General features: G+C 73.8%; 24 protein-coding genes. 10 read left to right on the forward strand and 14 right to left on the reverse strand.

Going from position 1 to position 24519, the window contains the following annotated elements; all coding sequences use genetic code 11:
* Window positions 1–8: 8 nt before the first annotated feature.
* The gene (locus ACGF4F_RS13525) at window positions 9–1184 is read left to right on the forward strand and encodes a zinc-dependent alcohol dehydrogenase (protein ID WP_357442536.1); all 1176 of its coding nucleotides are present in this window, start codon (window positions 9–11) and stop codon (window positions 1182–1184) included.
* A gap of 93 nt (window positions 1185–1277) precedes the next feature.
* On the opposite strand, the gene ACGF4F_RS13530 is transcribed toward ACGF4F_RS13525, so the two are convergent.
* The 3 genes from ACGF4F_RS13530 to ACGF4F_RS13540 form a co-directional block, all read right to left on the reverse strand.
* Window positions 1278–2159 carry a phosphatase PAP2 family protein gene (locus tag ACGF4F_RS13530; RefSeq protein WP_393077425.1) on the reverse strand — a complete coding sequence of 294 codons (882 nt, stop codon included), beginning with the start codon at window positions 2157–2159 and terminating at the stop codon, window positions 1278–1280.
* Between the two features lie 94 nt (window positions 2160–2253).
* Complete coding sequence (locus ACGF4F_RS13535; protein ID WP_393077428.1) at window positions 2254–3885, reverse strand: MDR family MFS transporter; 1632 nt, start codon at window positions 3883–3885, stop codon at window positions 2254–2256.
* A gap of 76 nt (window positions 3886–3961) precedes the next feature.
* The gene (locus ACGF4F_RS13540; protein ID WP_387423870.1) at window positions 3962–4429 is read right to left on the reverse strand and encodes a MarR family winged helix-turn-helix transcriptional regulator; all 468 of its coding nucleotides are present in this window, start codon (window positions 4427–4429) and stop codon (window positions 3962–3964) included.
* 103 nt (window positions 4430–4532) lie between these two features.
* On the opposite strand from ACGF4F_RS13540, the gene ACGF4F_RS13545 reads away from it, so the two are divergent.
* The 3 genes from ACGF4F_RS13545 to ACGF4F_RS13555 all read left to right on the forward strand — a co-directional run bounded on the left by ACGF4F_RS13545 (window position 4533) and on the right by ACGF4F_RS13555 (window position 6974).
* The gene (locus ACGF4F_RS13545; RefSeq protein ID WP_393077431.1) at window positions 4533–5150 is read left to right on the forward strand and encodes a TetR/AcrR family transcriptional regulator; all 618 of its coding nucleotides are present in this window, start codon (window positions 4533–4535) and stop codon (window positions 5148–5150) included.
* Between the two features lie 45 nt (window positions 5151–5195).
* Window positions 5196–5537 (forward strand): MmcQ/YjbR family DNA-binding protein, encoded by a 342-nt coding sequence (locus ACGF4F_RS13550; protein ID WP_357442526.1) that lies wholly within the window; start codon window positions 5196–5198, stop codon window positions 5535–5537.
* A gap of 354 nt (window positions 5538–5891) precedes the next feature.
* On the forward strand, window positions 5892–6974 hold the full coding sequence (locus tag ACGF4F_RS13555; RefSeq protein ID WP_393077434.1) for an SRPBCC domain-containing protein: 1083 nt from the start codon (window positions 5892–5894) through the stop codon (window positions 6972–6974).
* Window positions 6975–7059: 85 nt separating this feature from the next.
* Here the strand turns inward: ACGF4F_RS13555 and ACGF4F_RS13560 are convergent, their stop codons facing one another.
* From ACGF4F_RS13560 to ACGF4F_RS13575, 4 genes are all read right to left on the reverse strand, one after another.
* Window positions 7060–7470: a hypothetical protein gene (locus tag ACGF4F_RS13560; RefSeq protein ID WP_393077437.1), complete on the reverse strand. Its 411-nt coding sequence runs from the start codon at window positions 7468–7470 to the stop codon at window positions 7060–7062.
* A gap of 324 nt (window positions 7471–7794) precedes the next feature.
* Entirely contained in the window at window positions 7795–8607 is an 813-nt protein-coding gene (locus tag ACGF4F_RS13565) for a SigB/SigF/SigG family RNA polymerase sigma factor (RefSeq protein WP_073836783.1), read from the reverse strand.
* A 203-nt stretch (window positions 8608–8810) separates the two neighbouring features.
* Window positions 8811–8933, reverse strand: coding sequence for a 50S ribosomal protein L36 (locus tag ACGF4F_RS13570; RefSeq protein ID WP_073836781.1), 123 nt, complete (start codon window positions 8931–8933; stop codon window positions 8811–8813).
* A 188-nt stretch (window positions 8934–9121) separates the two neighbouring features.
* The gene (locus ACGF4F_RS13575; protein ID WP_357442519.1) at window positions 9122–10027 is read right to left on the reverse strand and encodes a winged helix-turn-helix transcriptional regulator; all 906 of its coding nucleotides are present in this window, start codon (window positions 10025–10027) and stop codon (window positions 9122–9124) included.
* Between the two features lie 83 nt (window positions 10028–10110).
* On the opposite strand from ACGF4F_RS13575, the gene ACGF4F_RS13580 reads away from it, so the two are divergent.
* Together ACGF4F_RS13580 and ACGF4F_RS13585 are read left to right on the forward strand one after the other, a co-directional pair.
* Window positions 10111–11373, forward strand: coding sequence for an MFS transporter (locus ACGF4F_RS13580; RefSeq protein WP_393077441.1), 1263 nt, complete (start codon window positions 10111–10113; stop codon window positions 11371–11373).
* Between the two features lie 137 nt (window positions 11374–11510).
* On the forward strand, window positions 11511–12203 hold the full coding sequence (locus tag ACGF4F_RS13585; protein WP_393077444.1) for a hypothetical protein: 693 nt from the start codon (window positions 11511–11513) through the stop codon (window positions 12201–12203).
* 43 nt (window positions 12204–12246) lie between these two features.
* Here the strand turns inward: ACGF4F_RS13585 and ACGF4F_RS13590 are convergent, their stop codons facing one another.
* Window positions 12247–13320 carry a DUF4037 domain-containing protein gene (locus ACGF4F_RS13590; RefSeq protein WP_357442513.1) on the reverse strand — a complete coding sequence of 358 codons (1074 nt, stop codon included), beginning with the start codon at window positions 13318–13320 and terminating at the stop codon, window positions 12247–12249.
* 102 nt (window positions 13321–13422) lie between these two features.
* Between ACGF4F_RS13590 and ACGF4F_RS13595 the strand changes: the two genes are divergently transcribed.
* Window positions 13423–13641: a hypothetical protein gene (locus ACGF4F_RS13595; RefSeq protein WP_357442511.1), complete on the forward strand. Its 219-nt coding sequence runs from the start codon at window positions 13423–13425 to the stop codon at window positions 13639–13641.
* A 61-nt stretch (window positions 13642–13702) separates the two neighbouring features.
* On the forward strand, window positions 13703–14623 hold the full coding sequence (locus ACGF4F_RS13600; protein WP_357442509.1) for a 5'-3' exonuclease: 921 nt from the start codon (window positions 13703–13705) through the stop codon (window positions 14621–14623).
* A 59-nt stretch (window positions 14624–14682) separates the two neighbouring features.
* On the opposite strand, the gene ACGF4F_RS13605 is transcribed toward ACGF4F_RS13600, so the two are convergent.
* Window positions 14683–17472 (reverse strand): DEAD/DEAH box helicase, encoded by a 2790-nt coding sequence (locus ACGF4F_RS13605; RefSeq protein ID WP_357442507.1) that lies wholly within the window; start codon window positions 17470–17472, stop codon window positions 14683–14685.
* An 86-nt stretch (window positions 17473–17558) separates the two neighbouring features.
* Between ACGF4F_RS13605 and ACGF4F_RS13610 the strand changes: the two genes are divergently transcribed.
* Entirely contained in the window at window positions 17559–18329 is a 771-nt protein-coding gene (locus ACGF4F_RS13610) for an HAD-IA family hydrolase (RefSeq protein WP_357442505.1), read from the forward strand.
* A gap of 102 nt (window positions 18330–18431) precedes the next feature.
* On the opposite strand, the gene ACGF4F_RS13615 is transcribed toward ACGF4F_RS13610, so the two are convergent.
* From ACGF4F_RS13615 to ACGF4F_RS13625, 3 genes are all read right to left on the reverse strand, one after another.
* A complete protein-coding gene (locus ACGF4F_RS13615; protein ID WP_357442503.1) occupies window positions 18432–19358 on the reverse strand; it encodes a diacylglycerol kinase in 927 nt (308 codons plus the stop codon).
* A 131-nt stretch (window positions 19359–19489) separates the two neighbouring features.
* Window positions 19490–21541: a glycogen debranching N-terminal domain-containing protein gene (locus tag ACGF4F_RS13620; protein WP_357442501.1), complete on the reverse strand. Its 2052-nt coding sequence runs from the start codon at window positions 21539–21541 to the stop codon at window positions 19490–19492.
* On the reverse strand, window positions 21538–21915 hold the full coding sequence (locus tag ACGF4F_RS13625) for an SCP2 sterol-binding domain-containing protein (protein WP_393077449.1): 378 nt from the start codon (window positions 21913–21915) through the stop codon (window positions 21538–21540). The genes ACGF4F_RS13620 and ACGF4F_RS13625 overlap by 4 nt, the downstream gene beginning before the upstream one ends.
* 195 nt (window positions 21916–22110) lie before the next feature.
* Here ACGF4F_RS13625 and ACGF4F_RS13630 point away from each other — a divergent pair, with 195 nt between their 5' ends.
* Window positions 22111–22995, forward strand: coding sequence for an ABC transporter substrate-binding protein (locus tag ACGF4F_RS13630; RefSeq protein WP_357442497.1), 885 nt, complete (start codon window positions 22111–22113; stop codon window positions 22993–22995).
* Window positions 22996–23004: 9 nt separating this feature from the next.
* Here the strand turns inward: ACGF4F_RS13630 and ACGF4F_RS13635 are convergent, their stop codons facing one another.
* The gene (locus ACGF4F_RS13635; RefSeq protein WP_357442495.1) at window positions 23005–23400 is read right to left on the reverse strand and encodes a hypothetical protein; all 396 of its coding nucleotides are present in this window, start codon (window positions 23398–23400) and stop codon (window positions 23005–23007) included.
* Between the two features lie 159 nt (window positions 23401–23559).
* Window positions 23560–24513, reverse strand: coding sequence for a twin-arginine translocase subunit TatC (gene tatC, locus ACGF4F_RS13640; RefSeq protein ID WP_357442493.1), 954 nt, complete (start codon window positions 24511–24513; stop codon window positions 23560–23562).
* Between the last annotated feature and the right edge of the window lie 6 nt (window positions 24514–24519).

Here is a 24519-nt window from a genome sequence, read left to right on the forward strand (position 1 = left end):
GGGACAAGATGAAAGCCAACTGCTGGATCGCTCCGAACCGGGTGGCGGTCGAAGACGTACCGGACCCGCAGATCCTCAACCCCCGCGACGCCGTGGTCCGGGTGACCTCGTCCGCCATCTGCGGCTCCGACCTGCACCTGCTCGACGGGTTCATCCCCGCGATGAAGCGCGGTGACATCCTCGGGCACGAGTTCATGGGCGAGATCGTGGAACTCGGCCAGAGCGCGCGGGACGGGCTGCGCGTCGGCGACCGGGTGGTCGTCGGCTTCCCCATCGCCTGCGGTGACTGCATCTCCTGCCAGAACGGGCTCTACTCGGTCTGCGAGAACTCCAACCCGAACGCCGCGATCGCGGAGCTGGCGATGGGCCACTCCCCCGCCGGCATCTTCGGCTACTCCCACCTGATGGGCGGGTACGCGGGCGGCCAGGCGCAGTACGTGCGGGTGCCCTACGCCGACGTCGGCGCCCTCAAGATCGAGGACGACCTGCCGGACGAGAAGCTGCTGTTTTTGTCCGACGTGCTGCCCACTGGTTACATGGCCGCCGAGCAGTGCGACATCAAGCCCGGCGACACCGTCGCCATCTGGGGTGCCGGTCCGGTCGGCCAGTTGGCCACCGTCAGCGCCTACCTGCTGGGCGCCGGCCGCGTGATCGTCATCGACCGGTACCCGTACCGGCTGCGGATGGCTCGGGACAAGGCCGGCGCGGAGACGATCAACTACGAGGAGACCGACGTCCTGGACACGCTGCGGGAGATGACCGCCGGCCGGGGCCCGGACGCGTGCATCGACGCGGTCGGGATGGAGGGGCACCACGCGTCGGCGGCGCTGCACGCGTACGACCGGGCGAAGCAGGCGGCCAAGGTGGAGACGGACCGGCCGCACGCGCTGCGCGAGGCGATCCTGAGCTGCCGCAACGGCGGCACGATCATGGCCATCGGCGCGTACGGCGGGTTCATCGACAAGTTTCCGATGGGCTCGTTCATGAACCGCTCGCTGACCATGCGCTCCGGTCAGGCCCACGTGCAGCGCTACATGCGGCCGCTGCTGGAGCGGATCCGCCGGGGCGAGATCGACCCCAGCTTCATCATCACCCACACCCTGCGGCTCCAGGACACGCCCCAGGGCTACGACATCTTCAAGAACAAGCAGGAGGACTGCGTCAAGGTCATCCTGAAGCCCTAACCGACCGGCCCGGGCCGCGGCCACCGGACGCGGGCGAGCAGATCGACCTCGCACCGCGACGCCGAGGCCGGGGGAACCCCGGGCGGGCGGTGGCTATCTGCGGGCCGCGCGCTGCCACCGGCCGGCGGGCCGGGTCCGGTCCGGGAGGGACGCGCCGGGACGGCCGCGGCGCCCCCGCAGCGGCGGCACGTGGCGGCCGGTCCGCGTCATGCCGTCCGGCACCGCCGCGGCGACCGGTCGGCGGCCGCTGCCCGGTCTGGGCAGCACCGCCAGGAGGACGCCGAGCAGTGCCGCGGCGACCAGGCAGTCAAGCCAGTAGTGGTTGCCGGTGGCGACGACCACCAGCAGCGTGGCGAGTGGGTGCGCCAGCCAGAGCCAGCGCAGCCGGCTGGCCGTGGCCCTGACCAGCACGAGGGCGACGACCAGCGCCCAGCCGACGTGTAGGGACGGCATGGCGGCGTACTGGTTGCTCACCGTGTCGGCCTCGGGTGCGCCGTAGACCGTGGGCCCGAACCGGCTCGCGGTGTCGACCATGCCGGTCCCGCCGGTCAGCCGCGGCGGAGCGAGCGGGAAGAGGAAGTGCAGCACCAGCGCGGCCGCGGTGAGCGTGGCGAGCAGCCGACGGGCCCACCGGTAGTGCGCGGGGTGGCGCACGTACAACCACACCAGGCAGAGGATTGTGGCCGGGAAGTGCACGTAGGCGTAGTACTCGTTGGCCAGTCGCACCAGCAGTTCGTGGGCGAGCAGCGGCTGCTGGAGGGTGGTCTCGCCGGGCAGGTGGAGCAGCCGTTCCCACCGCCAGACGCGTTCCCCGTTGAGCACCGCGGTCGGCGCCCGGCCCGCGGCGGCGACCCGACCGATCTTGTACGCGAGGAACAGCGCGGCGACGAGCGCCAGTTCGCGTGCCGCGCGGCGCAGGGCGCCGTTGCGCCGCCCGTCGGGTCCCGCCGTCGGGGCCGCCTTCGTGGTGTCCACACGTTCTCGATTCGGTCACGACCGGCGGATGCCGGCCTGGGACGGTTCAGGGCCGCCGCCGGGGACGGCGACGGCCCTGAACCCTGGGGTCAGGTCAGCGGCGGGACGGATCGCGGTTCGTCCCGGCGTCGACGGGCACCTGGTCGAAGGCGGGTGCGCCGTCGACCGCGTCGGCCGCGACGGCGGCCGACCGTGCGGTGTCGGGCAGGTCGAGGCTGGACCGCAGGGTGACCGGCTTGAGCAGCAGCGCGGCGAGGATGCCGACGACGGCGATCGCGGCCGAGATGAGGAAGATGTGCCCGGTGGCGTCGCCGTAGGCGGCGCGGACGATGTGCTCCACCGGCGCGGGCAGGGCGCTGAGGTTCAGGCTGCTGCTTCCCCCACCGCCGTTGGTCGGGATGCCCGCGGCGGCCAGGTCGTGGGTGATCCGGTCGGTGACCCGGCGGGCCAGGACGGCGCCGAGCACGGAGACGCCGATGGTGCCGCCGAGGGAGCGGAAGAACGCCACGCTGGAGCTGGCCGCGCCGATGTCCTTGAGCGCCACCGTGTTCTGCACGGCGAGCACCAGGTTCTGCATGGTCATGCCGACGCCGGTGCCGACGACGAACATGGCCACGCCGAGCAGCACGAGCGAGGTCTCGTGGTCGATGGTGCCGAGCAGGGCGAAGCCGGCGACCAGGATGATCGACCCGGCGACGATGTACGGCTTGATCCGGCCGGTCTGGGTGATGAGCCGGCCGACGACGATCGACGAGAGCAGGACGCCGGCCATCATCGGGATGGTGAGCAGGCCGGCCTCGGTCGGGCTGTAGCCGCGGCCGATCTGGAAGTACTGGCCGAGGAAGACGGCGCCGCCGAACATGGCCATGCCGACCGCGAGGCTGCCGAGGATGGCCAGGGCGGTGGTGCGCTCCCGGACAATGTCGAGCGGGACGACCGGCTCGGCGGCCCGCGACTCGACCCAGGCGGCCAGGGCGAGCAGGAGCAGCGAGCCGCCGACCATGGTGCCGCTCTGCCAGGAGATCCAGGCGAACGAGCTGTCGACGAACGAGATCCAGATCAGCAGCAGGCTGACCCCGGCGGCGATGAGCGACGCGCCGAGGTAGTCGATCTTGACGTTGTCCCGGCGCACGGTGGGCAGGCGCAGCGTGGCCTGGAGCAGGACCAGCGCGACGACCGCGACGGGGACGCCGACGAAGAAGCACCAGCGCCAGCCGAGCCAGGAGGTGTCCACGATGAGACCGCCGAGCAGCGGGCCACCGACGGTCGCGAGGGCCATCACGCCACCGAGGTAGCCGTTGTACCGGCCGCGCTCGCGCGGCGGGATCATCGCCGCGATGGCGACCTGGACGAGGGCCTGCAGGCCGCCGACGCCGATGCCCTGGAACGCGCGGGCGCCGATGAGCTGGCCGGCGTTCTGCGCGAAGCCGGCGGCCACCGAGCCGGCCAGGAAGACCACGATGGCGGCCTGGATGAGGATCTTCTTGTTGAACAGGTCGGCCAGCTTGCCCCAGATGGGGGTGGTCGCCGTCGCGGTGAGCAGGGTGGCGGTGACCACCCAGGTGTACTGGGTCTGCGAGCCGTTGAGCGCTCCGATGATCTTCGGTAGGGCGGTCGAGACGACCGTGCCGCTGAGCATGGCGACGAAGAGCACCAGCAGCAGACCGCTGAGTGCTTCCAGCGTCTGTCGCTTGCCCATGGGCTCGGCTGCGGTGGGTGCGCTCATGCGGCCACCTCGCTGCGCTCGGCGGCCGCACGAGGCTCCGCCGCACTGCGTCTGATGATTCGCTCGCTGCGCTCGCTCATTGCGCGTCCTCCAGGTTGTCGTGGTGTGCGAGGGCGACCTCGATGTCGCGGGTGAACCGGCCGAGCGCGGCGGACAGCGCCGCCACCTCGCCGGGGGTCCAGTCGGCGAGCGCTCGGGCGAGCACCCCGCCGTACCAGTCGTAGGTGTCGGCCAGGGCCGCCCGGCCGGCCGCGGTGACGGTCAGGTGGCTGGCCCGCCGGTCGCTGGGGTCGGCACGCCGGTCGACCAGGCCGTGCGCGACCAGGGCGGCGACCGCCCGGCTGACGGTCGACGGGTCGAGCCGGGTCCGCTCGGCCAGTTCCCGGGCGTGGCACCCGGTGGCGCAGCGGTCGATGTGCATGAGGAGGCCCACCAGGCCGGGCGGCACGACCGGCCGGTCGTCGGCGCGCTGTTGCTTGAGCAGCCGCACGCCGGTCAGCAGCTCCTGCAGGCGCGTGCCGAGTTCGCGGGTGGCGGGGTCCACGGTTGTCCTCCAGACGGAGTTGGTTGCCTCAAGCAATAATTGGCGAATCTTGCGCAGTAGGCAAGTTTGCTCGTTGAGAAATGGATCACGTAGGCTGGTGCGCATGTCGGAGGGCACCGGGCTGCGGGAACGGAAGAAGGCGGCGACCCGGCTCGCCCTGCACGAGGCGGCGCTGCGCCTCGCGGTGGAGCAGGGACCGGAGCGGGTCACCGTCGAGGCGATCGCGGACGCCGCCAACGTCTCCCGGCGGACCTTCTCCAACTACTTCTCCAGCAAGGAGGAGGCGCTCTTCCACGGCGACACCGTGCGGCTACGCCGGATGCTGGAACTGCTGCGCGAGCGGCCCACCGACGAGCCGCCGTGGACCGCGCTGAGCCGGGCCGCCCTGCACCAGGCCGGCGAGATGTTCGAGGACCCCACCGTGTCCTGGCTCACCCGACGCCGCCAACTGCACGGACACCCCGGCCTCCTCGCGCACCAGGTCGCCGCGTACGGGGCGATCGAGCGGGAACTGGCGGGTGAGCTGGCCCACCGGCTCACCGGTCCCGACCCCGCCTTGCGCTCCCGGATCCTGGCCGCCGCCTTCCTGGCCACCCTGCGGGTCGCCGTCCAGTACTGGTTCGAACAGCCGGACGGCCCGCTGGTCGACACGCTCCGGGCCACGCTCGCCCTGGCCGCCCCCGCCGCCGCGACCGAGGGCCGCACCAGCGCGCACCGCTGACGCCGGACGCGGACGATGTCGTACGGCGGAGTTACCGTCCGTCCCGTGGTCACCGTCGATGACGTCCGGGCGCTGGCCCGGACGTTGCCCCGCACCAGCGAGCACCTGATCCGCGACCGGATCAAGTTCCGTGTCGGCGCCATCGTCTACGTCGCGTTCTCCCGCGACGAACGGACGATGGGCTTCGGCTACCCGAAGGAGCAGCGGGACGGCCTCATCGCCGCCGAGCCGGACCTGTTCTTCCTCCCCCGCCCGTCCGACCTGCGGTTCAACTGGGTGTGCTGCCACCTCGAGCGGCTCGACCACGACCAGATGACCGAGCTGGTCACCGAGTCGTGGCGGATGGTGGTGCCGAAGTTCCTCGCCAAGCAGCGGCTGGGCGACTGAGCCCGGCCGTCACAGCCCGTCGATCAGCTCGGCGACGTGGGGCCGGGCCGGTCGCGCACCGGGCGACCAGCGGGACGACCGACGGCCCGGCCCATGCCGGCGGATTCGGCCGCGCGCGCCGGGGCGGCGCTGACAGACTCGTCGAGTGGGCGGGAAGGGGTGGCGGGGACGGCTGGGGCCTGCTGTCCCGATCGCCCCGGCCGCGCGGGTGGACAAGTTCGAGGTCTTCTTCGAAGTGAGGCCGCCTGGCGGGCCCGCTGGCACGACGAGGGCCCGGAGCAGCCGGCGCAGTGACGCACGCAGAAGGGCCGACCGTCCGGAATGGTGGGACAGCCCGGGCCGTAGCATCTGCGCGTGATCGAGATCGGCACCGAGGTCGAACTGTTCCACCCGCCTGCCCGGGTCTGGCGAGCGTTGACCGACACGGCGTACCTCACCAAGTGGTTCGTCGAGACCGCGCCGGCGGCGGACGCCCCGGACCGGCTGCTGCTGCGGACGGCGGGGCTGCCCGGCTTCGACGCCGACGTCGAGGCGACCGTGGTCGAGCGGCAGGCGCCGGAGCGGCTGGTGCTGCATTGCCAGGAGGGCGACCGGCAGACCGTGCTGACCTGCACGATCGCCCCCACCAGCCACGGCTGCCGGCTGTCCCTGTACGAGATGCTGGAGCAGGGCGAGTGGAACGACGCACAGGGCGACCGCCGAGCGGAGCAACACGAGCAGGCGCTGGCCGTACGGCTGCCGGCAATCCTCGACTGGCTGGCGTTTCAGCAGGTCGACCTGCGCCGCGCCGAGGGCGGACTGACCGCCGAACTGCCGGTGGTCCGGTTGCTCGGGGACGGCCGGGCCCGGACCAGGCGCCTGTGGGCGGTGGTCATCGGCGCGCTGGCCTGCCTCGCGCTGCTGGTCGGGACGGGGGTGTGGGCGACCCGGCGGCCGGCCGCTCAGCTACCGGACACCACACCGCAGTCCGCGCCGCTGGTCCTGCCCAGCGCCACCAGCCGCGCTCCCCAGCCCACCCCGACCCGCACGGCGGCCGCCGCGAGCCGGCACAGCCCTACCCCGACTCCAACCCCGACCCCGACGGCCACGCCCAGCCGCACCCCCAGCGCGACGACGCCGGCCGCCCCCGCCCTGACCGCCAGCTACGAGACCGTCTCCGACCGGCTGTTCGGCTACCGGGGCGCGGTGACGATCACCAATCCCGGCAGCGCGGCGAAGGATGGCTGGACGGTACTCGTGACGCTCGGGGCGCGAGCCGAGATCGGCAACGTCAATGGGGCCGACGGCAAGCAGAAAGGGCAGGTCGTCACCTTCACCGGACCGGCCGTGCCGGCCGGGGGTTCGCGGACGTTCCGGTTCGACGTCCGAGACCCGGACGCGTCGGCCACGGCGCCCGCCGGCTGCACCATCGACGGCGCGGCGTGCGCCGGCCTGTAGGGCCTGCCCGACCCGGGGCTGCCGGCCGGCGGGCAACCGCCCACTCCGCGCCGGGGCGATGTCAGTCCCCGGTCGGCCGGGTGGGTCAGGCCTGCGGCAGGCCCTGGTGGTTGAGGTAGAGCACGACGCGGAACTGCTCACCGTCGTCGTGCAGCAGGAACGAGGAGGCGAGCGGCACCGGTCGGCCGCCGTCCACCCGGGATGCCTCCCAGTCGGTACGGGCGAGGACGTAGCGGTCGTCGAGGCGCTGACAGGTGACGCCGGTCAGCGCCGCGGGGCCGAGCCCGAGGTCGGCGAAGAGTTGCGCCCGACGGGGCAGCGCGGCGAGGAACGCGGCCCGGGGGACGGGCCGGGCGCCGGTGTCGTCGGCCAGGAGGAACGGGTCGGCGAAGCAGTCGTCGACAGCGGGGCTGTCCGCGGGGCCGGCGGCCGGCCCGAGCGCGGCGAGGAAGCTACGGACGCGGCTGTCGAGCGGGACGGTGGAAGCGTCGGGCAACGTGACTGGTCCTTCCCGGAGGGCGACCGCGCCGGGATGGCGGGCCGTCGGTGGAACCCCGGGCGGCGCGACGGGACACACCCCCCAGGGAGCCGCCACGCTACCAGTCAGAAGCGGACATAATACCACGTTACTTCACAGAAATCAAGTGCCACCCGGTTCACTCACCTCGCCGTTCAGCCGATGCCCCGGCTCGGGAACGGCGACCGACGACGACGGACAAAGGGTGAACTGAAGCGCCCCGCCACCGGGGAACCGGTGACGGGGCAGGGAACGCGGCACGCTCGTGCAACCACGGGGCGGCGCGGAGTCCGCCCCGGCGGATCAGGCCTCGGCGAGCTGGCCGCGCAGCTTGGCCAACGCGCGGGCGAGCAGCCGGGACACGTGCATCTGGGACACCCCGACGCGGGCGGCAATCTCGCTCTGGGTCAGGTTGCCGTAGAAGCGGAGGGTGAGGATCCGCTGCTCCCGCTCGTCCAGCGTGGCCAGCGCCGGCCCGAGCGAGGCACGCAGCTCGGCCAGCTCGTACTCGCCGTCCTCGGTGCCGAGGGTGTCGCCCAACTCGGTGGCGCTGTCGCCGTCGCCGATCGGGGTCGACAGCGAGACGGCGTTGTAGGCGCGGGCCCCTTCCAGGCCCTCGAGGACCTCTTCCTCGGTGAGGTCGAGATGGGCGGCGATGTCAGCCACCGTGGGGGCCCGGTTGAGGGTATGGGTCAACGTGCTGTTCGCCTCGGAGATGCGCAGCCGCAGCTCCTGGAGGCGACGCGGCACGCGGATGTTCCAGGTGCGGTCGCGGAAGTGCCGCTTGATCTCGCCGAGGATGGTCGGGATGGCGAACCCGGCGAAGTCGACGCCGCGGGAGGCGTCGAACCGGTCCACCGCCTTGATGAGGCCGAGGGCCGCCGTCTGGGCCAGATCGCCGGTGGGCTCACCCCGGCCGCTGTAGCGAGCGGCGAGGTGGTTGGCCAGCGGCAGCCACGCCTCGACAACCTGGTTGCGCAGGGCCGGCCGGTCCGGATGCTCCGCGGGCAGCGCGGCAAGGGCGGCAATCAGCTCGCTGGCCCGGGTCTCCTCGCCGCTGGTCGCCGTGCGGTGCACGTCCGTGGTCGTCGTCGGCGCGATGGTCGTCGTAGTCATACTGCCCTTCCTGTCCTGGGGAGACGGGGCTCCCAGCACCGGTCGTGTCAGTCACCCTAGACCAACGGTCGTCATCCAATCAACCGAACGGACGATGGATATAGCGCCCATAAACTGGCAATCCGGTGCCAACTCGCCGCACGGCGGGGGTGGCGCGCGCCACCAAACCCGCCGTCGACGAGAATTCACCCGGGTCAGTTCGGTCAGCCCTGGCGGGCCTTCTGCCGTGGGTCCGCCTTGTTGAGCACGAAGACCTTGCCGCGCCGGCGCACCACGATCGAGTTGACCTTCCGCTTCAGCCCACGGAGAGAGCTACGGACCTTCATTCCGGTTCACCCCGTTCCTGCTGGATTCTCGGCCGTCCTGATCGCGTACCCGACGTCGGCGTGGCCATGCGGGCAGGGGTGGTCGGGAGACGGCCGCCGGCCGCCGGGTGGCCACCCGGCGGCCGTCCCGCTGTCAGGCGATCGTGCAGGGGATGCCGTCGAGGGTGAAGGAGCCGGGCTTCCCGGTGTTACCGCTGTGGTCGGTGCCATGCCTGGCCGACGGCCCGTCGGCGGACCTCGTCGAGCATCTCGTCGACCGAGCCGGCCGGGTCGGTCACCGGGAACTGCACCGCCCGCACCACCGACTCCGGGTCGATCAGCAGCGTCAGCCGCTTGAACCGTGGCACCCCACCCGCCCGGAACGTGGGCAGCAGCAGGCCGGCGCCGAGCCGACCGTCCTCGTCGGACAGCAGCGGGTACGGCAGGCGGGCGTGCTCGGCGAAGGCCCGCAGCTGGTCCGGCCGCTGGGTGCTCGCCCCGCGTACCTCGGCGCCGGCGGCCCGGAAGAGCTCGTGCCGGTCGGCGTAGGTACGGGACTCGAGAGTGCATCCGACGGCGCCGGGGATCTCCCCCCAGGCCGGCGGAGGGCCCTGGGTCCCCGGCGCGAACGCACCCGGGAACAGGTAGAGCACGGTCCACCGAGCGGGCACGGCGGGTGGTTCCGCCCCACCGTCGTGCCGGCGCAACGTCATGTCCGGTATGCAGCGACCCACCAGACGGTGCACCCGGCGCGCCTCGGCGGAGTCGGCGTCCGCCGTGGCGGTGAGCTCACCGTCACCCATCACGTGCCGGGTCCCCCAGTCCTGCAGAGCGACCAGCACGGGCAGCAGCGCCTCGCCCTTGCCGGTCAGCAGGTAGTCGTGGCGCGGCGGGTGGGCCGAGTACGGCCGGCGGCGCAGCACCCCCTGCTCGACCAGGCCGCCGAGCCGTTCGGTGAGCGCCCGCCGGCTGACCCCCAGTTCCCGCTGCAGCGCGTCGAACCGCGTGGTGCCGCCGGCGATCTCGCGGACGATCAGGAAGGTCCACCAGTCGCCGAGCACGCCGAGCGCCTGCGCGATGCCGCAGTCGGCGTCGCCGAGATCCGCGCGCCTCACACTCCACCTCCCGCTCGGCCGGCCGCCTCGACTATAGTCCGTTCCAGATTGGAACTCAATGGCTCGGATCGGGGGTTGGCGGCATGTCCGTCGGGCAGGGGGCCGGGGTGTTCTGGCGCTGGTGGGCGGCCGGCACGTCCAGCTCGGTGGGGTCGGCGGTCGGCGCGGTCGCGCTGCCGCTGACCGCGCTCACCGTGCTGGACGCGTCCGCGTTCGAGATGGGGTTGATCGCCGCCGCGAACTACGTCGCCTGGCTGGTGATCGGGCTGCCCGCCGGCGTGATCGTGCAACGGCTGCCGCTGCGCGGTGCGCAGGTCGGCGCCGATCTGGCCCGGGCGCTCGCGGTCGCCTCCATCCCGCTCGCCTGGTGGTGGGACCTGCTGACCATCGCCCAGCTGGTCGTCGTGGCCCTGGTGGTCAGCTTCGCCAACGTACTCTTCGACGTCGCCAACGCCACGTTCCTGCCGGCCATCGTCTCCCGGGAGCAGTTGCACGCCCGCAACAGCCTCACCTCGGCCACCCACGCCAGCACCCAGCTCAGCGGGCCGTCCCTCGGCGGCCTGGCGGTGCAGGCGCTCGGCGCGGTGCCGGCCGTGCTGGTCGACGCCGCCAGCTACCTCGTGTCCGCCGCGCTGCTGTGGTCCCTGCCCGCCCGCCGCGGCGACGCCCCGGACCGCCGGCCGCCGGTGCGCGCCATGATCGGCGAGGGCTGGCGGTACGTCACCCGCCACCCGGTCATGGGGCCGACCATGTGGACGGCCACCGCGGTGAACTTCGTGTGCGGGGCCCAGCTGGCGGTCTACCCGCTCTACCTGGTCCGGGAGCTGCACGCCCCGGCCGCCCTGGTCGGCGTGCTGCTCGCGGTCGAGGGGGTCGGATCGCTGGTCGGCGCGACGCTGACCCCATGGATCACGAGACGGTGGGGCACCGCCCGGTCCCTGGTGGTCGCCTGCCTGCTCGCGGTCGGGGGCGCGTTCCTGGTGCCGGTCGGCGCCGGCTGGCCGGCATACCTGGCGTTCGCCGCCGGCAACGTGGTCTTCGCCGGCGGCGTGGTGGTGCTCAGCGTGACCACCCGCACCTACCGACAGACCGCCAGCCCGCCGGACCTGCTCTCCCGGGTGATGGCCACGGTCCGCTTCGTCTCCTGGGGCGCGATCCCCGTCGGCGGGCTGGCCGCCGGCGCGCTGGCCGGCCTCGCCGGGGCGCGCGCCACGCTGCTCGTGTTCGCCGCGGCCACGGCGCTGGCCCCGCTGGCCCTGCTCCTCTCCCCCGTCCGCAAGCTGCGCGACCTCACCGACCTGCGGGTCGACGACCCGGCAGAGCGGACCGTCGCGGCGGTCGGCTGACCCGGGGCAGCGTCGCCGTGGGCGCTGCTTCCACGTCACTGCCGTGCGGCGGCCAGGACCGGGGTGCTCCCTTGACACCGAAAGCTAATGGCATTAGCTTTTTGGCTACAGCGAATAGCTGGCTCCGCGGGGACCCCGTGGCGTTCCTCGCCATCGCTGCCCACACCTCCCCTCAACGAGTCAAGGAGCCCCCGATCAGCCGGATCCGAGTCGGCGCCGCCGCCTTCGCCGCCGCAGCCGTCATGTTCGTCCTCTATCCCGCCCTCCGCCCCTGGCACGACGAGTCCACCGCAGCCGGCGCCCTCGCCGCGATGTCCGCCGGCACCTGGGTGCCCGCGCACACCTTCGCCATGATCGGTTTCATCCTGGTGCCGCTCGGCCTGCTGGCCCTCGCCCAGGCCGTCGCCGGCACCCGGGCCGGCCGCACCGCCGTCACCGCCTTCGTCACCGGTGCGGTCGGCGCCGGCCTGGTGCTGCCCTACTACGGCGCCGAGGCGTTCGGCCTGCACACGATCGCGACCCAGGCCGCCGCCAACCCGCAGATCGACATCCTCGCCATGGCCGACCAGGTACGGTTCGACCCGGTGGCGGGCACCAGCTTCCTGGCGGGCCTGGTGGCGCTCGGTGTCAGCGCCGCCCTCGCCGCGGCAGCGGTCTGGCGCAGCGGCCGGATGTCCAAACTCAGCGGGGTGCCGTTCGCCCTCGGATTCCTGCTCTTCCTGCCACAGTTCTTCGCCCCGGCGGCCATCCGGATCGGGCACGGCGCGCTGGTCGGCGTCGGGCTGCTCTGGCTCGCCACGGCGCTGTGGCGGACGAACTCCACGCGCTGACCGACCGCCCGGGCCGGCCGGTCCCGCCCGCGTGGCGTGGCGGTCAGTCCGGCAGGACGGCCGCGGCGATCCGGCGGACCCGCTCCGGGTGGGTGAGCACGGCGACGTTGTCGAGGTACTGGTCGACAGCGCCGACCGGCGGGCGGGCCCGCAGGTCCGGGTCGGTGACGGCGGCGTGCAGCGCGGCGACGAACCGGTCCGCGTCCAGGACCAGGAACGGCCGGTGGTGGAACTGCCGGACGCTCGGGTCGACCGGGGCGGCCAGCCCGGTGTCGTTGGTCCAGGCCGCGACGGTCTCCAGCGCCCGGACCAGCCCGGCCTGCCGCTCCGGCCAGCCGCCCGTGCCGAGGGCGGCGGCCAGCGCGTCCAGCACGGGGGCCGCCGGCGGCAGCGCGGCAAAGACGGTGCCCAGCCACTTCGCGTACGGGGGCCAGCGGCGGTGCAGCAGCAAGCCGAGGCGCATCAGGTCCCGGGCCAGCCCGCCGGTCACCACCCGACTGCCCAGCTCGTCGCCGACCTCGGCACACCGGCCGACCAGATGCTCGGCCTGGCCGATCCGGTGCCAGCCGGCTGCCAGCACGTACCGCCACACGTCGTCCGGATACCAGGCCAGCCGGGCGCGAGCAGCGGTCAGCGCCCCGTCGAGCCCGTCGTGGAAGACCGCCCCACCGGTCAGCTCGGCCAGCCGCTGCGTGGGCACGGCCAGCCAGTCCGCCACCCCCAGCCCGGCGCGCGGATCGCAGCCGAGCCGCCCGCGCAGCCACCCGCCCAGCTCGTCGACGCTCACCCCGTGCCGGTCGCCGTCGGCCCGCACCACGCCCAGCCGGACGTCCGGGCCGCCGGCGAACCGGGTCGGCCAGCCGAGGAACTCCGCCGGCAACTCCGCGTCCAGGAGCGCACGCACCGGCGCGACGTCGGCGGGATCGGCGACGAAGAGCTGCGTACGCGGCCCCCAGTCGTGGTCGGTGGAGCGCGGGGTGTCCAGCCCGAGCAGCTCCGAGCCGCCGTCGAGCAGCCCGGCGGCGTACCGGACGGCGGGCAGGCGGCGGGCCAGCAGCGGGGCGAGCACCTCGTCGTGGAAGCGCCGGCAGAGCGTCAGGCCGGGTACGAACGCCATGCCGTCAGTCTGCCGGGCGCGCACCGGGCCACCCACCGGTTATCGGTCCACCGGCCGGTCGACGTGGATAACCTGGGGGAAAGAGTCCAGGGAGGCGGGGCGGTGTCGGAGACCGGTCGGGGGGCCGTACGGCGTCGCCGGCTGTTGTGGGCCGGCGTCCTCGCCGTGGTCGGGCTGGCGCTGCTCCTGGTCGGCCTGATCGTCGCCAGCGGGACCCTGGCCTGGGTCGAGGTGGTGCTGGCGGTCGTCCTGCTGGTCGCGAGCTACGCGCTGCAGCGGGTGGCCCGCCGGGAGACGCTGTACCGCCGCGACGGCGGCTGACGGCCGGGCGGCACCGATCGCCGTCCCCCACCTCGTCACACCGCTGTGCCAGGCTGGTGCCGTGGCACACCGACCCCCGATCCTGCTGATCGACTCCCCCAGCCTCTACTTCCGCGCCTACTTCGGCATCCCCGAGTCCGCCGCGAAGACCGACGACGGCCAGCCGGTCAACGCCGTCCGCGGCTTCCTCGACATGCTGGCCCAGCTGATCCGCACCCGCCGGCCCGACCGGATGGTCTGCGCACTCGACCACGACTGGCGTCCGGCGTGGCGGGTGGAGCTGCTGCCGTCGTACAAGGCGCACCGGGTCGCGCCGGAGGGCGGCGAGGTGGTCCCGGACACCCTCTCCCCGCAGGTGCCGATGATCCTGGAGGTGCTCGACGCGTTCGGCATCACCGCCGTCGGTGCCACCGGCTACGAGGCCGACGACGTGCTCGGCACCCTGTCGGTGACCCAGCCCGGCCCGGCGGAGGTGGTCTCCGGCGACCGGGACCTGTTCCAGCTCGTCGACGACGCCCGCCAGGTGCGGCTGCTCTACATCGGGCGGGGCGTTTCCAAGCTGGAGGACTGCGACGACGCGGCCGTCCGGGCCCGCTACGGCGTCCCCGCCGACCGGTACGCCGACTTCGCCGCCCTGCGCGGTGACCCGAGCGACGGGCTGCCCGGGGTGCCCGGGGTGGGCGAGAAGACGGCCGCCCGGCTGATCGAGCGGTACGACGGGCTGGACGGCATCCTCGCCGCCCTGGACGACCGGGGCGCCGGCTTCGCCCCCGGGCTGCGGACCAAGCTGGAGGCGGCCCGGGACTACCTGGCCGTCGCGCCGAAGGTGGTGCGGGTCGCCACGGACGTACCGCTGCCGCAGCTGGCCACCGCGCTGCCGACCGCGCCCGCGGACCCGGACCGGCTGCTGGAGCTGGCGCAGCGGTGGAACCTCGCCGGCTCGTGCCGCCGCCTGGTGGACGCCGTCGCCACCGGGTCCTGACCGGCGGCGTCGCTCCCGCCCGCCGCCGGAGCCGCCGGGACGGCAGCGGCCACGCCTGATCAGGCGGCGCCGTGGTAGGCCAGCACCCCCCGCTTGACGGCGGCGATCGCCTGCCGGGCGGTGGCCCGCAGCTCGGTGGAGGCGCCGCCGGAGTCGGCGAGCTGACCCAGCAGGTCGACCACCTGCCGGGCCCAGCGGACGAAGTCGCCGGCGGGCATCTCACCGTCGATCTGGTGCCCGCTGGCGAGGACCTTGGCGAGGGCCTCGCCGCGCGCCCACCGGTAGATCGGCCAGGCGAAGCCGAGATCCGGCTCCCGGGTGACGGCGAGGCCACGGGCGGCCTCGTCCGCCTCGATGTCGCTCCACAGCTTCAGCGTCTCGTCGACCGCGTCGGCGACCGGCCCACGCGGCAGCGAGACCCGCTCGTCCACGTCCCGGCGGGCCTCGAATACCACCACCGACACGGCGGCGGCCAGCTCGGCCGGGGACAGGCCGTCCCACACCTTCCGGCGCAGGCACTCGGCGACCAGCAGATCGGCCTCGGTCCAGATCCGGCCGAGCATCCGGCCGGCGTCGGTGACCTCGCCGTCGGCGGAAAGGTAGCCCCGCGCGGTCAGCAGCGCCACGATCCGGTCGAAGGTACGGGCCAGCGACCCGGTCCGGCCGGCGACCCGCTGGCGGAGCTCCTCGGTGTCGCGCTCCAGGCGGCGGCTCCGCTCCGCCCAGCGGGCGTGCTCCTCCCGGTCCGGGCAGGCGTGGCAGGGGTGCCGGCGCAGCTCGGCGCGGAGCTGGCTGAGCCGGTGGTCCTCGCCGACCGCCTGCTTGGAGCGCCCGCCCCGCCGGCCGCCGTGCCGGTCCAGCCCGGTGCCGCTGACCGCCGCGGCGAGATCCCGCCGCGCCGCCGGGGACCGGTGGTTGAAGTGCTTGGGCACCCGGATCCGGGCGAGCACCTCGGCCGGGGTGGTGAAGTCGCCGGGGGTGACCCGCCCGGCCCAGCGGTCCTGGGTGAGCACCAGCGGGCGCGGCTCGCCGAAGCCGCCGGTGGCCGGGTCGAGCACCACCGCCAGGCCGGCCCGCCGCCCGGACGGCACCCGGATCACATCACCCACCCGCAGCCGCTCCAGCGAGGCGATCGCGGCCGCCTTGCGCTGGGTCTGCCCCTGCCGGGCCAGCGCCCGCTCGCGGTCGGCGATGGCCACCCGCAGGGCGAAGTACTCGTCGAAGTCGCCGTGGTGGCAGGCCGCCTCCGCGCCGTACGCCTCGATCATCTCCGTGTTGCGCTGCACCTGCCGCGCCAGGCCGACCACCGACCGGTCCGCCTGGAACTGCGCGAACGAGGACTCCAGCAGCGCCCGGGCCGGCTCCGCGCCGACGCTGCCGACCAGGTTGACCGCCATGTTGTACGACGGCCGGAAGCTGGACCGCAGCGGGTAGGTGCGGGTGGAGGCGAGGCCGGCGACGTGCCGGGGGTCGGTCTCCGGCGACCAGACCACCACCGCGTGCCCCTCGACGTCGATGCCCCGCCGGCCGGCCCGCCCGGTGAGCTGCGTGTATTCCCCCGGGGTGAGGTCGACGTGCGCCTCGCCGTTGAACTTCACCAGGCGTTCCAGCACCACGCACCGGGCCGGCATGTTGATGCCCAGCGCCAGGGTCTCGGTGGCGAAGACCGCCTTGACCAGGCCGCGGACGAACAGCTCCTCGACGACCTCCTTGAACGCGGGCAGCATGCCGGCGTGGTGGGCGGCGAGCCCGCGCTCCAGCCCGTCGAGCCACTCCCAGTAGCCGAGGACGGAGAGGTCCTCGCCGGGAATGGCGGTGACCCGGGACTCGACCACCCGGCGGATCTCCGCCCGCTCCTCGGGGGTGGTGAGCCGTAGCCCGGCCGCGAGGCACTGCTGCACGGCGGCGTCGCAGCCGGCCCGGCTGAAGATGAACAGGATCGCTGGGAGCAGCCCCTCCCGGTCGAGCCGGTCGACGATGTCGGGACGCATCGGGCCGCGCCAGCGGGGGCCGCGCCGGCCGGCGCCGGGGCCGGCGCTGCGCCCCTCCCCCAGCTCGAGGCGGCGCATCGTGTCCCGGGTGTAGCGCAGCAGCTCGGGGTGCACGTCGTGCTTGCGGGCGGCGTCGGCGTCGTGGAACAGGTCGAACATCCGCTTGCCGACCAACATGTGCTGCCAGAGCGGCACCGGCCGGTGCTCGCTGACCACCACCGCGGTCTCGCCCCGCACGGTGACCAGCCAGTCGGCGAACTCCTCGGCGTTGGAGACGGTCGCCGACAGGGAGACCAGAGTGACCGAGGCGGGCAGGTGGATGATCACCTCTTCCCACACCCCGCCGCGGAACCGGTCGGCGAGATAGTGCACCTCGTCCATCACCACGTAGGCCAGGCCCTCCAGCGTGGCCGAGCCGGCGTAGAGCATGTTGCGCAGCACCTCGGTGGTCATCACCACCACAGGGGCGTCGCCGTTGATCGCGTTGTCGCCGGTGAGCAGGCCGACCTGCTCGGCGCCGTAGCGGTCCACCAGGTCGTGGTACTTCTGGTTGGACAGCGCCTTGATCGGGGTGGTGTAGAAGCACTTGCGCCGCATGGGCGGCCCGCCGCCGTCGGCCGCCGTCGGGCCGCCCCGCAGCGCCAGGTGTACGGCGAACTCGCCGACCACCGTCTTGCCGGCGCCGGTCGGCGCGCAGACCAGCACCCCGCTGCCCCGCTCCAGCGCCTCGCACGCCTCGCGCTGGAAGTCGTCGAGGCCGAACCCCAGCTCTTGGGCGAATTCGTGCAGGGCCGGGAAGGCGGAGGCCTGCGCGGCCCGGCGGCGCGCCGCGGCGTACCGCTCGGCGGGGCTCGACATGCCTTCAAGATTAATCGGTACGGCCGACGACCACCGGCCAAGGCCGTCCGGCAGGGCGGTCGGTGCGGGTCGGTAGGGTGCACGACGTGCCGGACCATGCCGAATCCCCCCAAGCCTCGAGCGGCGCCGACGACGCCGTCCGCCCGAGCACGTCCCGCCGGCCCGTGGAGGCGGTGCTCTTCGACTTCCACGGCACGCTCGCGCAGGTGGAGGAGCCGCGCGAGTGGGTGCAGGCCGCCGCGGCGGCGTGCGGGGTGGAGCTGGACCGGGTCCGGGCCACCGCGCTGGCCGACCGGCTGCTGACCGCCGGCCGGGCCGGCGGCCCGCTGCCGGCCCGGGTACCGCCCCGGCTCGCCGAGCTGTGGGCCGACCGTGACCTATACCCGCACGCCCACCGCGGCGCGTACACCGGGCTCGCGGAGACGGTCGACGTCGGCATCGAGGGGTTCGCCGACGCGCTCTACGAGCGGGTGCTGATCCCGGACGGCTGGGTGCCGTACCCGGACACCGAGGCGGTGCTGACCACGCTGCGGGCCGCCGGGGTGAAGGTGGCGGTGGTCAGCAACATCGGTTTCGACCTCCGGCCGCTCTTCGCCGCCTGGAAGCTCGACGGCCTGATCGACGCGTACGCCCTGTCGTACGAGGTGGGACGTTGCAAGCCGGACCCGGGGATCTTCTGGCGGGCGTGCGGGATGCTCGGCGTCGATCCCGAGCGGGCGCTGATGGTGGGCGACACCCCCGCCGACGCGGGGGCCGTGCAGGCCGGCTGCGCCGTGCTGGTGCTGCCCTGCGCCGACGCCGGCAGTCCCAACGGGCTCGGCGCGGTACTCGACCTGGCCCTGCGTCCCGACGCATGATCCGCCCCAGCTCGGGGACACGGGAAGGTCGGCGATGCCCGGGCAACGCCGGCTCGGCGACCCGCTGGGCAGCGGCCGCCGAGGTCACCCCCGGCGGCCCGGTCAGCGAAGCAGCCGCACCGCCCCCGGCACCGCGCTGATCCGCACCGGCAGGTCGAACGCCCGCTCCCCGTCCGCGTAGGTGGTGATGCCGGCCGCGTCCAGCTCCACCGTACGGGCCCGGTAGCTGCGCACGAGTGGGTGCGCGACGTGCGTGCCCTGGTAGATGCGGGGCTTGACCCGGATCAGGGTGCGCCGGTCGAACCGTCCGCCCACCACCACGTCCAGCAGCCCGTCGGTCGGATCGGCATCCGGGCAGATCCGCATGCCGCCGCCGTAGCTGGCGCAGTTGCCGACCGCGACGAGCACCCCGTCCAGCTCGTGCTCCACGCCGTCGAGGCGCAGCCGGTAGCGGCGCGGCCGCAGCCGGGCCAGCTCGACCAGGATCGCCAGGTCGTAGCGGCGGGGCCCGCGGGGCCAGCGCATCCGGTTGGCCCGCTCGTTGACGATGGCGTCGAAGCCAGCCGCCAGCACCGCCCCGTACCAGCGGACGCCACCGTCGGCGCTGGTCAGCCGGGCCAGGTCGACGGGGTGGGTCCGGCCGCCCCGCAACGCGTCGACGATCACCTCGACGGCCGCGACCGGGTCGGCGGGGAAGCCGGTGTCGGCGGCGAAGTCGTTGCCCGTGCCGGCGGGGACCGGGCCGAACGGCACCGCCGTACCGGCGACGGCCTGCAACGCCCGGTGCACCGTGCCGTCCCCGCCGACCGCCACCAGCGCGGCGGCGCCGTCGGCGACCGCGGCGCGGCAGGCCGCCTCGGCCTCGTCCGGGGTGGCCGCCTCCAGCAGCCGGACCGGCCGGCCGGCGCCCGCCAGCCGATCCACCAGCCCGGGCAGCAGGCCACGGTGCCGCCCACGGCCGGCGGTCGGATTGGCCAGCACGGCGACGGGGCCGAGGGGAACAAGATCGTGCGCGGTCACGGCGAGCACCGTACGGCACGACCCACCCCGCTCACCAGGGGAGAAACCCGTGCTCACCGCCCGGCCACGCCGCCCGGGGAACCACGGCGCAGCCAGGTGAGGCTAAGCGGGGGTCGGCGGACCCTGGGGCGGCGGGGCGGTCAGGGCCGAGGGCGGGCCAACCCGATGCCGATCACATCGATCCGGCCCCACCGTCCGGGCACGTCGAGCAGTTCCACCCGGCCGAACCGGGGTGGCACCGACGGCGACATCAGCAGGTGTTCCCCGGACGGCTCCAGCCCGAGCAGGGCGCGCAACAGCAGGAAGACGGTACCGGTCGCCATCGCCTGCGGACTGTTCGCCGTCGGGTAGCGCACCGGGTAGCGGGTCAGCTCGCGGCGATAACCGGCGAACGCCTCCGGCAACCGGCCCTGGAAGTACCGGGACGCGTCGATCATGGCCTCGGCGATCCGGCCGGCCTCCGCGACAAGCCCGTACCGGCGCAGCCCCCAGGCGATCAGCGCGTTGTCGAACGGCCACACGGCGCCGACGTGGTAGCCGAGCGGGTTGTACCGCGCCTGCCCCTCGGCGAGGGTCCGCACGCCCCAGCCGGAGAAGAGCCGCGGGCCGAGCAGGTGCTCGGCGACCTGCCCGGCCCGCTCCGGCGGCACGATCCCGCTCCACAGCAGGTGGCCCATGTTGGACGCCAGCGCGTCGACCTGCCGGCCGTCGCCGTCTAGGGCGAGCGCGTAGTAACCCCGGTCGGCGATCCAGAAGTCCCGGTCGAAGCGCTCCCGCAGGGCGGCCGCCTCCCGCTCCAACTGCTCGGCGTACACCGGGTCGCCCCAGAACTCCCGGGCCATCCGGGCCCCGCGCAGCTTCGCGTCGTACGCGTACCCCTGCAGCTCACAGAGGGCCACGGGCGGCGCGGCCAGCCGCCCGTCGGCGTGGCAGATCGCCTCCGGGGAGTCCTTCCAGCCCTGGTTCTCCAGCCCGGCCTGCTCGTTGCGCCGCAGGTACCGGATGTAGCCGTCGCCGAGGAGGTCGCCGTACTCGTCGATCCAGTGCAGCGCCGCGCGGGCCTCGTGCTCGTACTCCCGCACCAGGTCCGCGTCGCCGGTCCACTTCTCGCACTCGTCGAGCAGGATCACATAGAGCGGCGTGGTATCGGCGCTGCCGAAGTACGGGGAGTCCGGCCGCTCCTCGAAGGCCGCCAGCTCGCTGTAGCGGAACTCGCGCAGGATCTTGCCCGGCTCCTCGTCGCGGAAGTCGTCCAGCACCGAGCCCTGGTCGATGCCGAGCATCCGCAGCGTCGCGGTGGCCAGTTCCGGAGCCACCGGCAGGGCCTCGAAGCTGGTCAGGATGGCATCCCGCCCGGTGATAGTGGCGACCCACGGTAGGCCGGCGGCGGGCATCGCCTCGTCCGGCAGGGTCAGCGGCGAATACCGCAGCGACGCCAGGTCCACCAGGCTGCGCCGATAGGCGTCGGTCAGCGCGTCCCAGTCGCAGCAGAGCTGGGGCGCCCGGTCCACCCACGCCGTCAGGTCCTGGTGCCGCTCGGCGGCGCTGCGCCGGGGTCGCCCCTCGAACACCTCCCGGACGTCCCGGCCGTCGGGGCGTGGCACCAGCGACCGCACCCGCAGCGTGGTCGTCCAGCCCTGCTTGGGAGCCACCCGCACCGCGTACGTCAGCCCGCGCTCATCGATCCGCGCCGGCTCGCTGCTCGAGACCACCGTCTCGCGTTGAAACCGTTCCCGCCGGTAGCCGAGGCGCAGGCGGCGTTCCTCGATCCGTTGGTAGAACCGCCCCGGCGGAATGCGCTCCTGATCGATGGCGCGAATCGGCGCGAAGTCGTTCGCCACGTCCAGCCGTACGGTGAAGTCCACCGGCACCCGGTCGTGGTTGAGCACGGTCAGCCGCTCCTCGAACACGCCACCGGTGATGGAGCGTTCCCGGATCACCGAGGACTTGGCGTCCACGTAGTGGGTCGGGGCGCCCGGCACGAGGAAGAAGCGCAGCGTGACATGGTCCCGTTCGGCGAGGGACAGCGGGTGCAGGCGGTCGCCGTCCAGGGTGAGTCGCCACAGCGACAGGAACCGGGTGTCGAAGTCGAAGAAGCCGCTGGGGTTGCTGGGCGTCGCCTCGATGTCGCCGTTGTCCTCGCTGAGCACGAAGATGTTGCCGTCCATCACGCGGACCAGGTTCGACGTCATCCGCGCTCCCCACGTCCGCCCGCCACGGCCCGCGGGTGGCGTCCCCCGGCCGGCGCGGGGAAGAGGCGCTCCAGCAGGATCACGAAACGGAACCGCCCCTCGGCGGTGATGTCGTTGCGCAGCCATGCCGGGAGGGGCTTCGCCTCGCCGCGGGCCATCCGGGCGAAGAAGTCCCGGTCGGTGCGGAAGACCGTGTCGGCGTCGCGCCGCTCGCGGCACACCGTGACCCGGCCGTCGGCGATGGTCAGATGCCAGACGTCGACGCCGTCGGGCCCGTCCAGCTCGAACCGGACCGTGCCGGCGGTGCGGCGGTGCAGCCGTTCCGGAGGCCGACGGGCGAGCTGCGCGAAGTACGCCTCGATCGGATCGGACACCGCACGCCTCCCAGGAGAGGGCCGTCGCACCGGGCGGCCCGGCGGGTGGTGCGGCCCAGCGGCGGCGACGACGGACGCGACCGGATCCTGCTCCGGCGCCGCCTCAGACTATCGCCGAGGTCCGGGCCGGACGCCCGGATCGTCGGAACTGCGGGGCGGTGCCGCCGGCGTGGTGCGGGCGGGCAGGATGGCGGGATGCGCATCGTGTCCCTGCTACCTTCCGCCACCGAGATCGGCTACGCGCTCGGCCTCGGGGACGAACTGGTCGGGGTCACCTTCGAGTGCGCGGTGCCGGCCGCGTACCGGGCCGGCACGACGGTGGTGGTGGGCGGCCGGGACACCCGCGGCATGAGCCCCGGCGAGATCGACACGTACGTGCGGGCGCAGCTCGCCGCCGGCGCGGACCTCTACACCCTGCACGCGGGCGCCCTGGCCGGGCTGGACCCCGACCTGATCCTCACCCAGGACCTGTGCCGGGTCTGCGCGCTGCCCTCCGGGCGGGTGGCGGACGCCGTGGCCCACCTGGGCTGCCGGGCGGAGGTGCTGTCGCTCGACCCGTACACGCTGCCGGACGTGCTCGGCACGATCCGGGCCGTCGGCGCGGCGGCCCGGGTGCCCGACCGGGCGGAGGCGCTGGTGGACGGCCTGCGCACGCGGCTCGCGGCGGTCGGCGCGGCGGTGGCCGGCCGGCCCCGGCGGCGGGTGACGGTGGTGGAGTGGGTGGATCCGCCGTTCGGCGCCGGGCACTGGATCCCGGACCTGGTCCGGGTGGCCGGCGGGGAACCGGTGGCCGCCCACCCGGGCACCCGGTCGACGCCGACCACCTGGCCGGCGCTCCAGGCGGCCCGCCCGGAGGTGGTGCTGGTCGCGCCGTGCGGATACCACCTGGACGGGGCGGTCGCGCAGGCCGCGACGGTGGTTCCGCACTTTCCCGGCGCGGAGGTCTGGGCGCTCGACGCGGACGGGCTGATCGTGCGGGCCGGCCCGCGCCTGGTCGACGGCGCCGAGGCGATCGCCGCGATCCTGCACCCGGACGCCGTGCCGCCGCCACCGGAAGGAGCCGTCCGGCGGGTGGCCTGATGCCGCCCGCTACGCGGATCGGCCCGACGGGCGGCCGTCGCGGCCGAGCGGGGCAAGCCGGCGCCAGCGGGGCAGTTCGGTGACCACGGTCGCAAGAGCCAGCGCGGCCACCGCCACGGCGACCGGCCGCGGCCAGGCGAACCACGCCGAGACCGCGGCGGCGACCAGTTGCAAAACCACCAGCGCGACGGTGACCACCCCGGGCACCGGCACGATCGCATGCTTCTTGTCCCCCGGGGTGGCCAGGACAGTGGGCAGGCCGATCAGTACCAGCACCGAGGCGACCGCCAGTGCCACCGAGTGTGGGGCGAGCGCCCACGGCGTGGCGACCCAGGCGACCAGTTCGATGAGGAAACGCAGCGCCGAGGCGAGGTCGGGGCGGCGCGGCGGGCGGTCGTCGATCACGGCGGCCAGTATCCGCCCACCCGGGCCGCCCCGGATACCCGGTTGCCGTCGTCGGCGCGGGCGGGCAGGGTGGACCTGCGACACAGCCCCGATACGCGGAACGCCGTCCCCGGCCAGGGACGGCGTTCCGGTGTACCTGCGGCAAGCGATCCGGTCAGGTCAGGTCATGTCGTCGTAGCGGCGCTCGATCGGCGCCGGCGCGTCGATCGGTTCGGGCGTTCCGATCGGGGCGGAGGCGTCGACGCGCGTTCCGGCCTCGATCGGTTCGGTGGACAGGTCCAGCGGCGACACCTCGTCGTCGGCGACGCCCGCGTACATCTCCCGGCCCCGGCCACGCCGCTTGTCGTTGAGGAAGGCCACGCCGACCGCGACGAAGTAGAGCAGGGAGAGCGCGGCCGCCAGCAGCGTCATGCCGAACGGACCCGGGTCCGGGGTGGCGATCGCCGCGAACGCGAACGACACGAAGATCACCACGCGCCACCAGCTCAGCAGCCGCCGGGCGCTGGCCACCCCGGTGAAGTTGAGCATGAGCAGGATCAGCGGGAACTCGAACGCCACCCCGAACAGCAGGATCATGTTCGTGACGAACGAAATGTACGCGCTGACCTCGAACTGGTTGGACAGCCCGCCCACCCCGGACTCCATCAGGAACCCGAGGCCCTTGTCGACCACGAAGTAGGCCAGCACGGCGCCGGCGGCGAACAGCGGCGCGGCGATCGCCACGAAGACGTACGCCCACTTGCGTTCGTGACGGTGTAGACCCGGGGCGATGAAGGCCCAGAGCTGATAGAGCCAGACCGGCCCGCCGATGATCAGGCCGAGCCAGAGCGCCAGCTTCAGCTTCAGGAGGAAACCGGTCGTCGGCGCCAGCGCCAGCAGGTCCTGGCAGTGCCCCAGCGCGTCCGTTGTGCCGGGCAGCCGGCAGTACGGCCGCTTGAGCACCAGAAACACCGGGTCGGCGAGCCAGAAGCCGGCGGCCAGGCCGGCGACGATCGCCAACGACGCCCGGAACAGCCGGTTCCGCAGCTCACGGATGTGCTCCATGAGCGTCATCGAGCCGTCGGAGGCCCGCTCGAAGTTGCTCGGGCCGCGCTTCTTCAACGCGAAGGCCACGGTGGT

The sequence above is a fragment of the Micromonospora sp. NPDC047740 genome, from assembly GCF_043204735.1.
In the GTDB taxonomy this organism is placed as follows: domain Bacteria; phylum Actinomycetota; class Actinomycetes; order Mycobacteriales; family Micromonosporaceae; genus Micromonospora.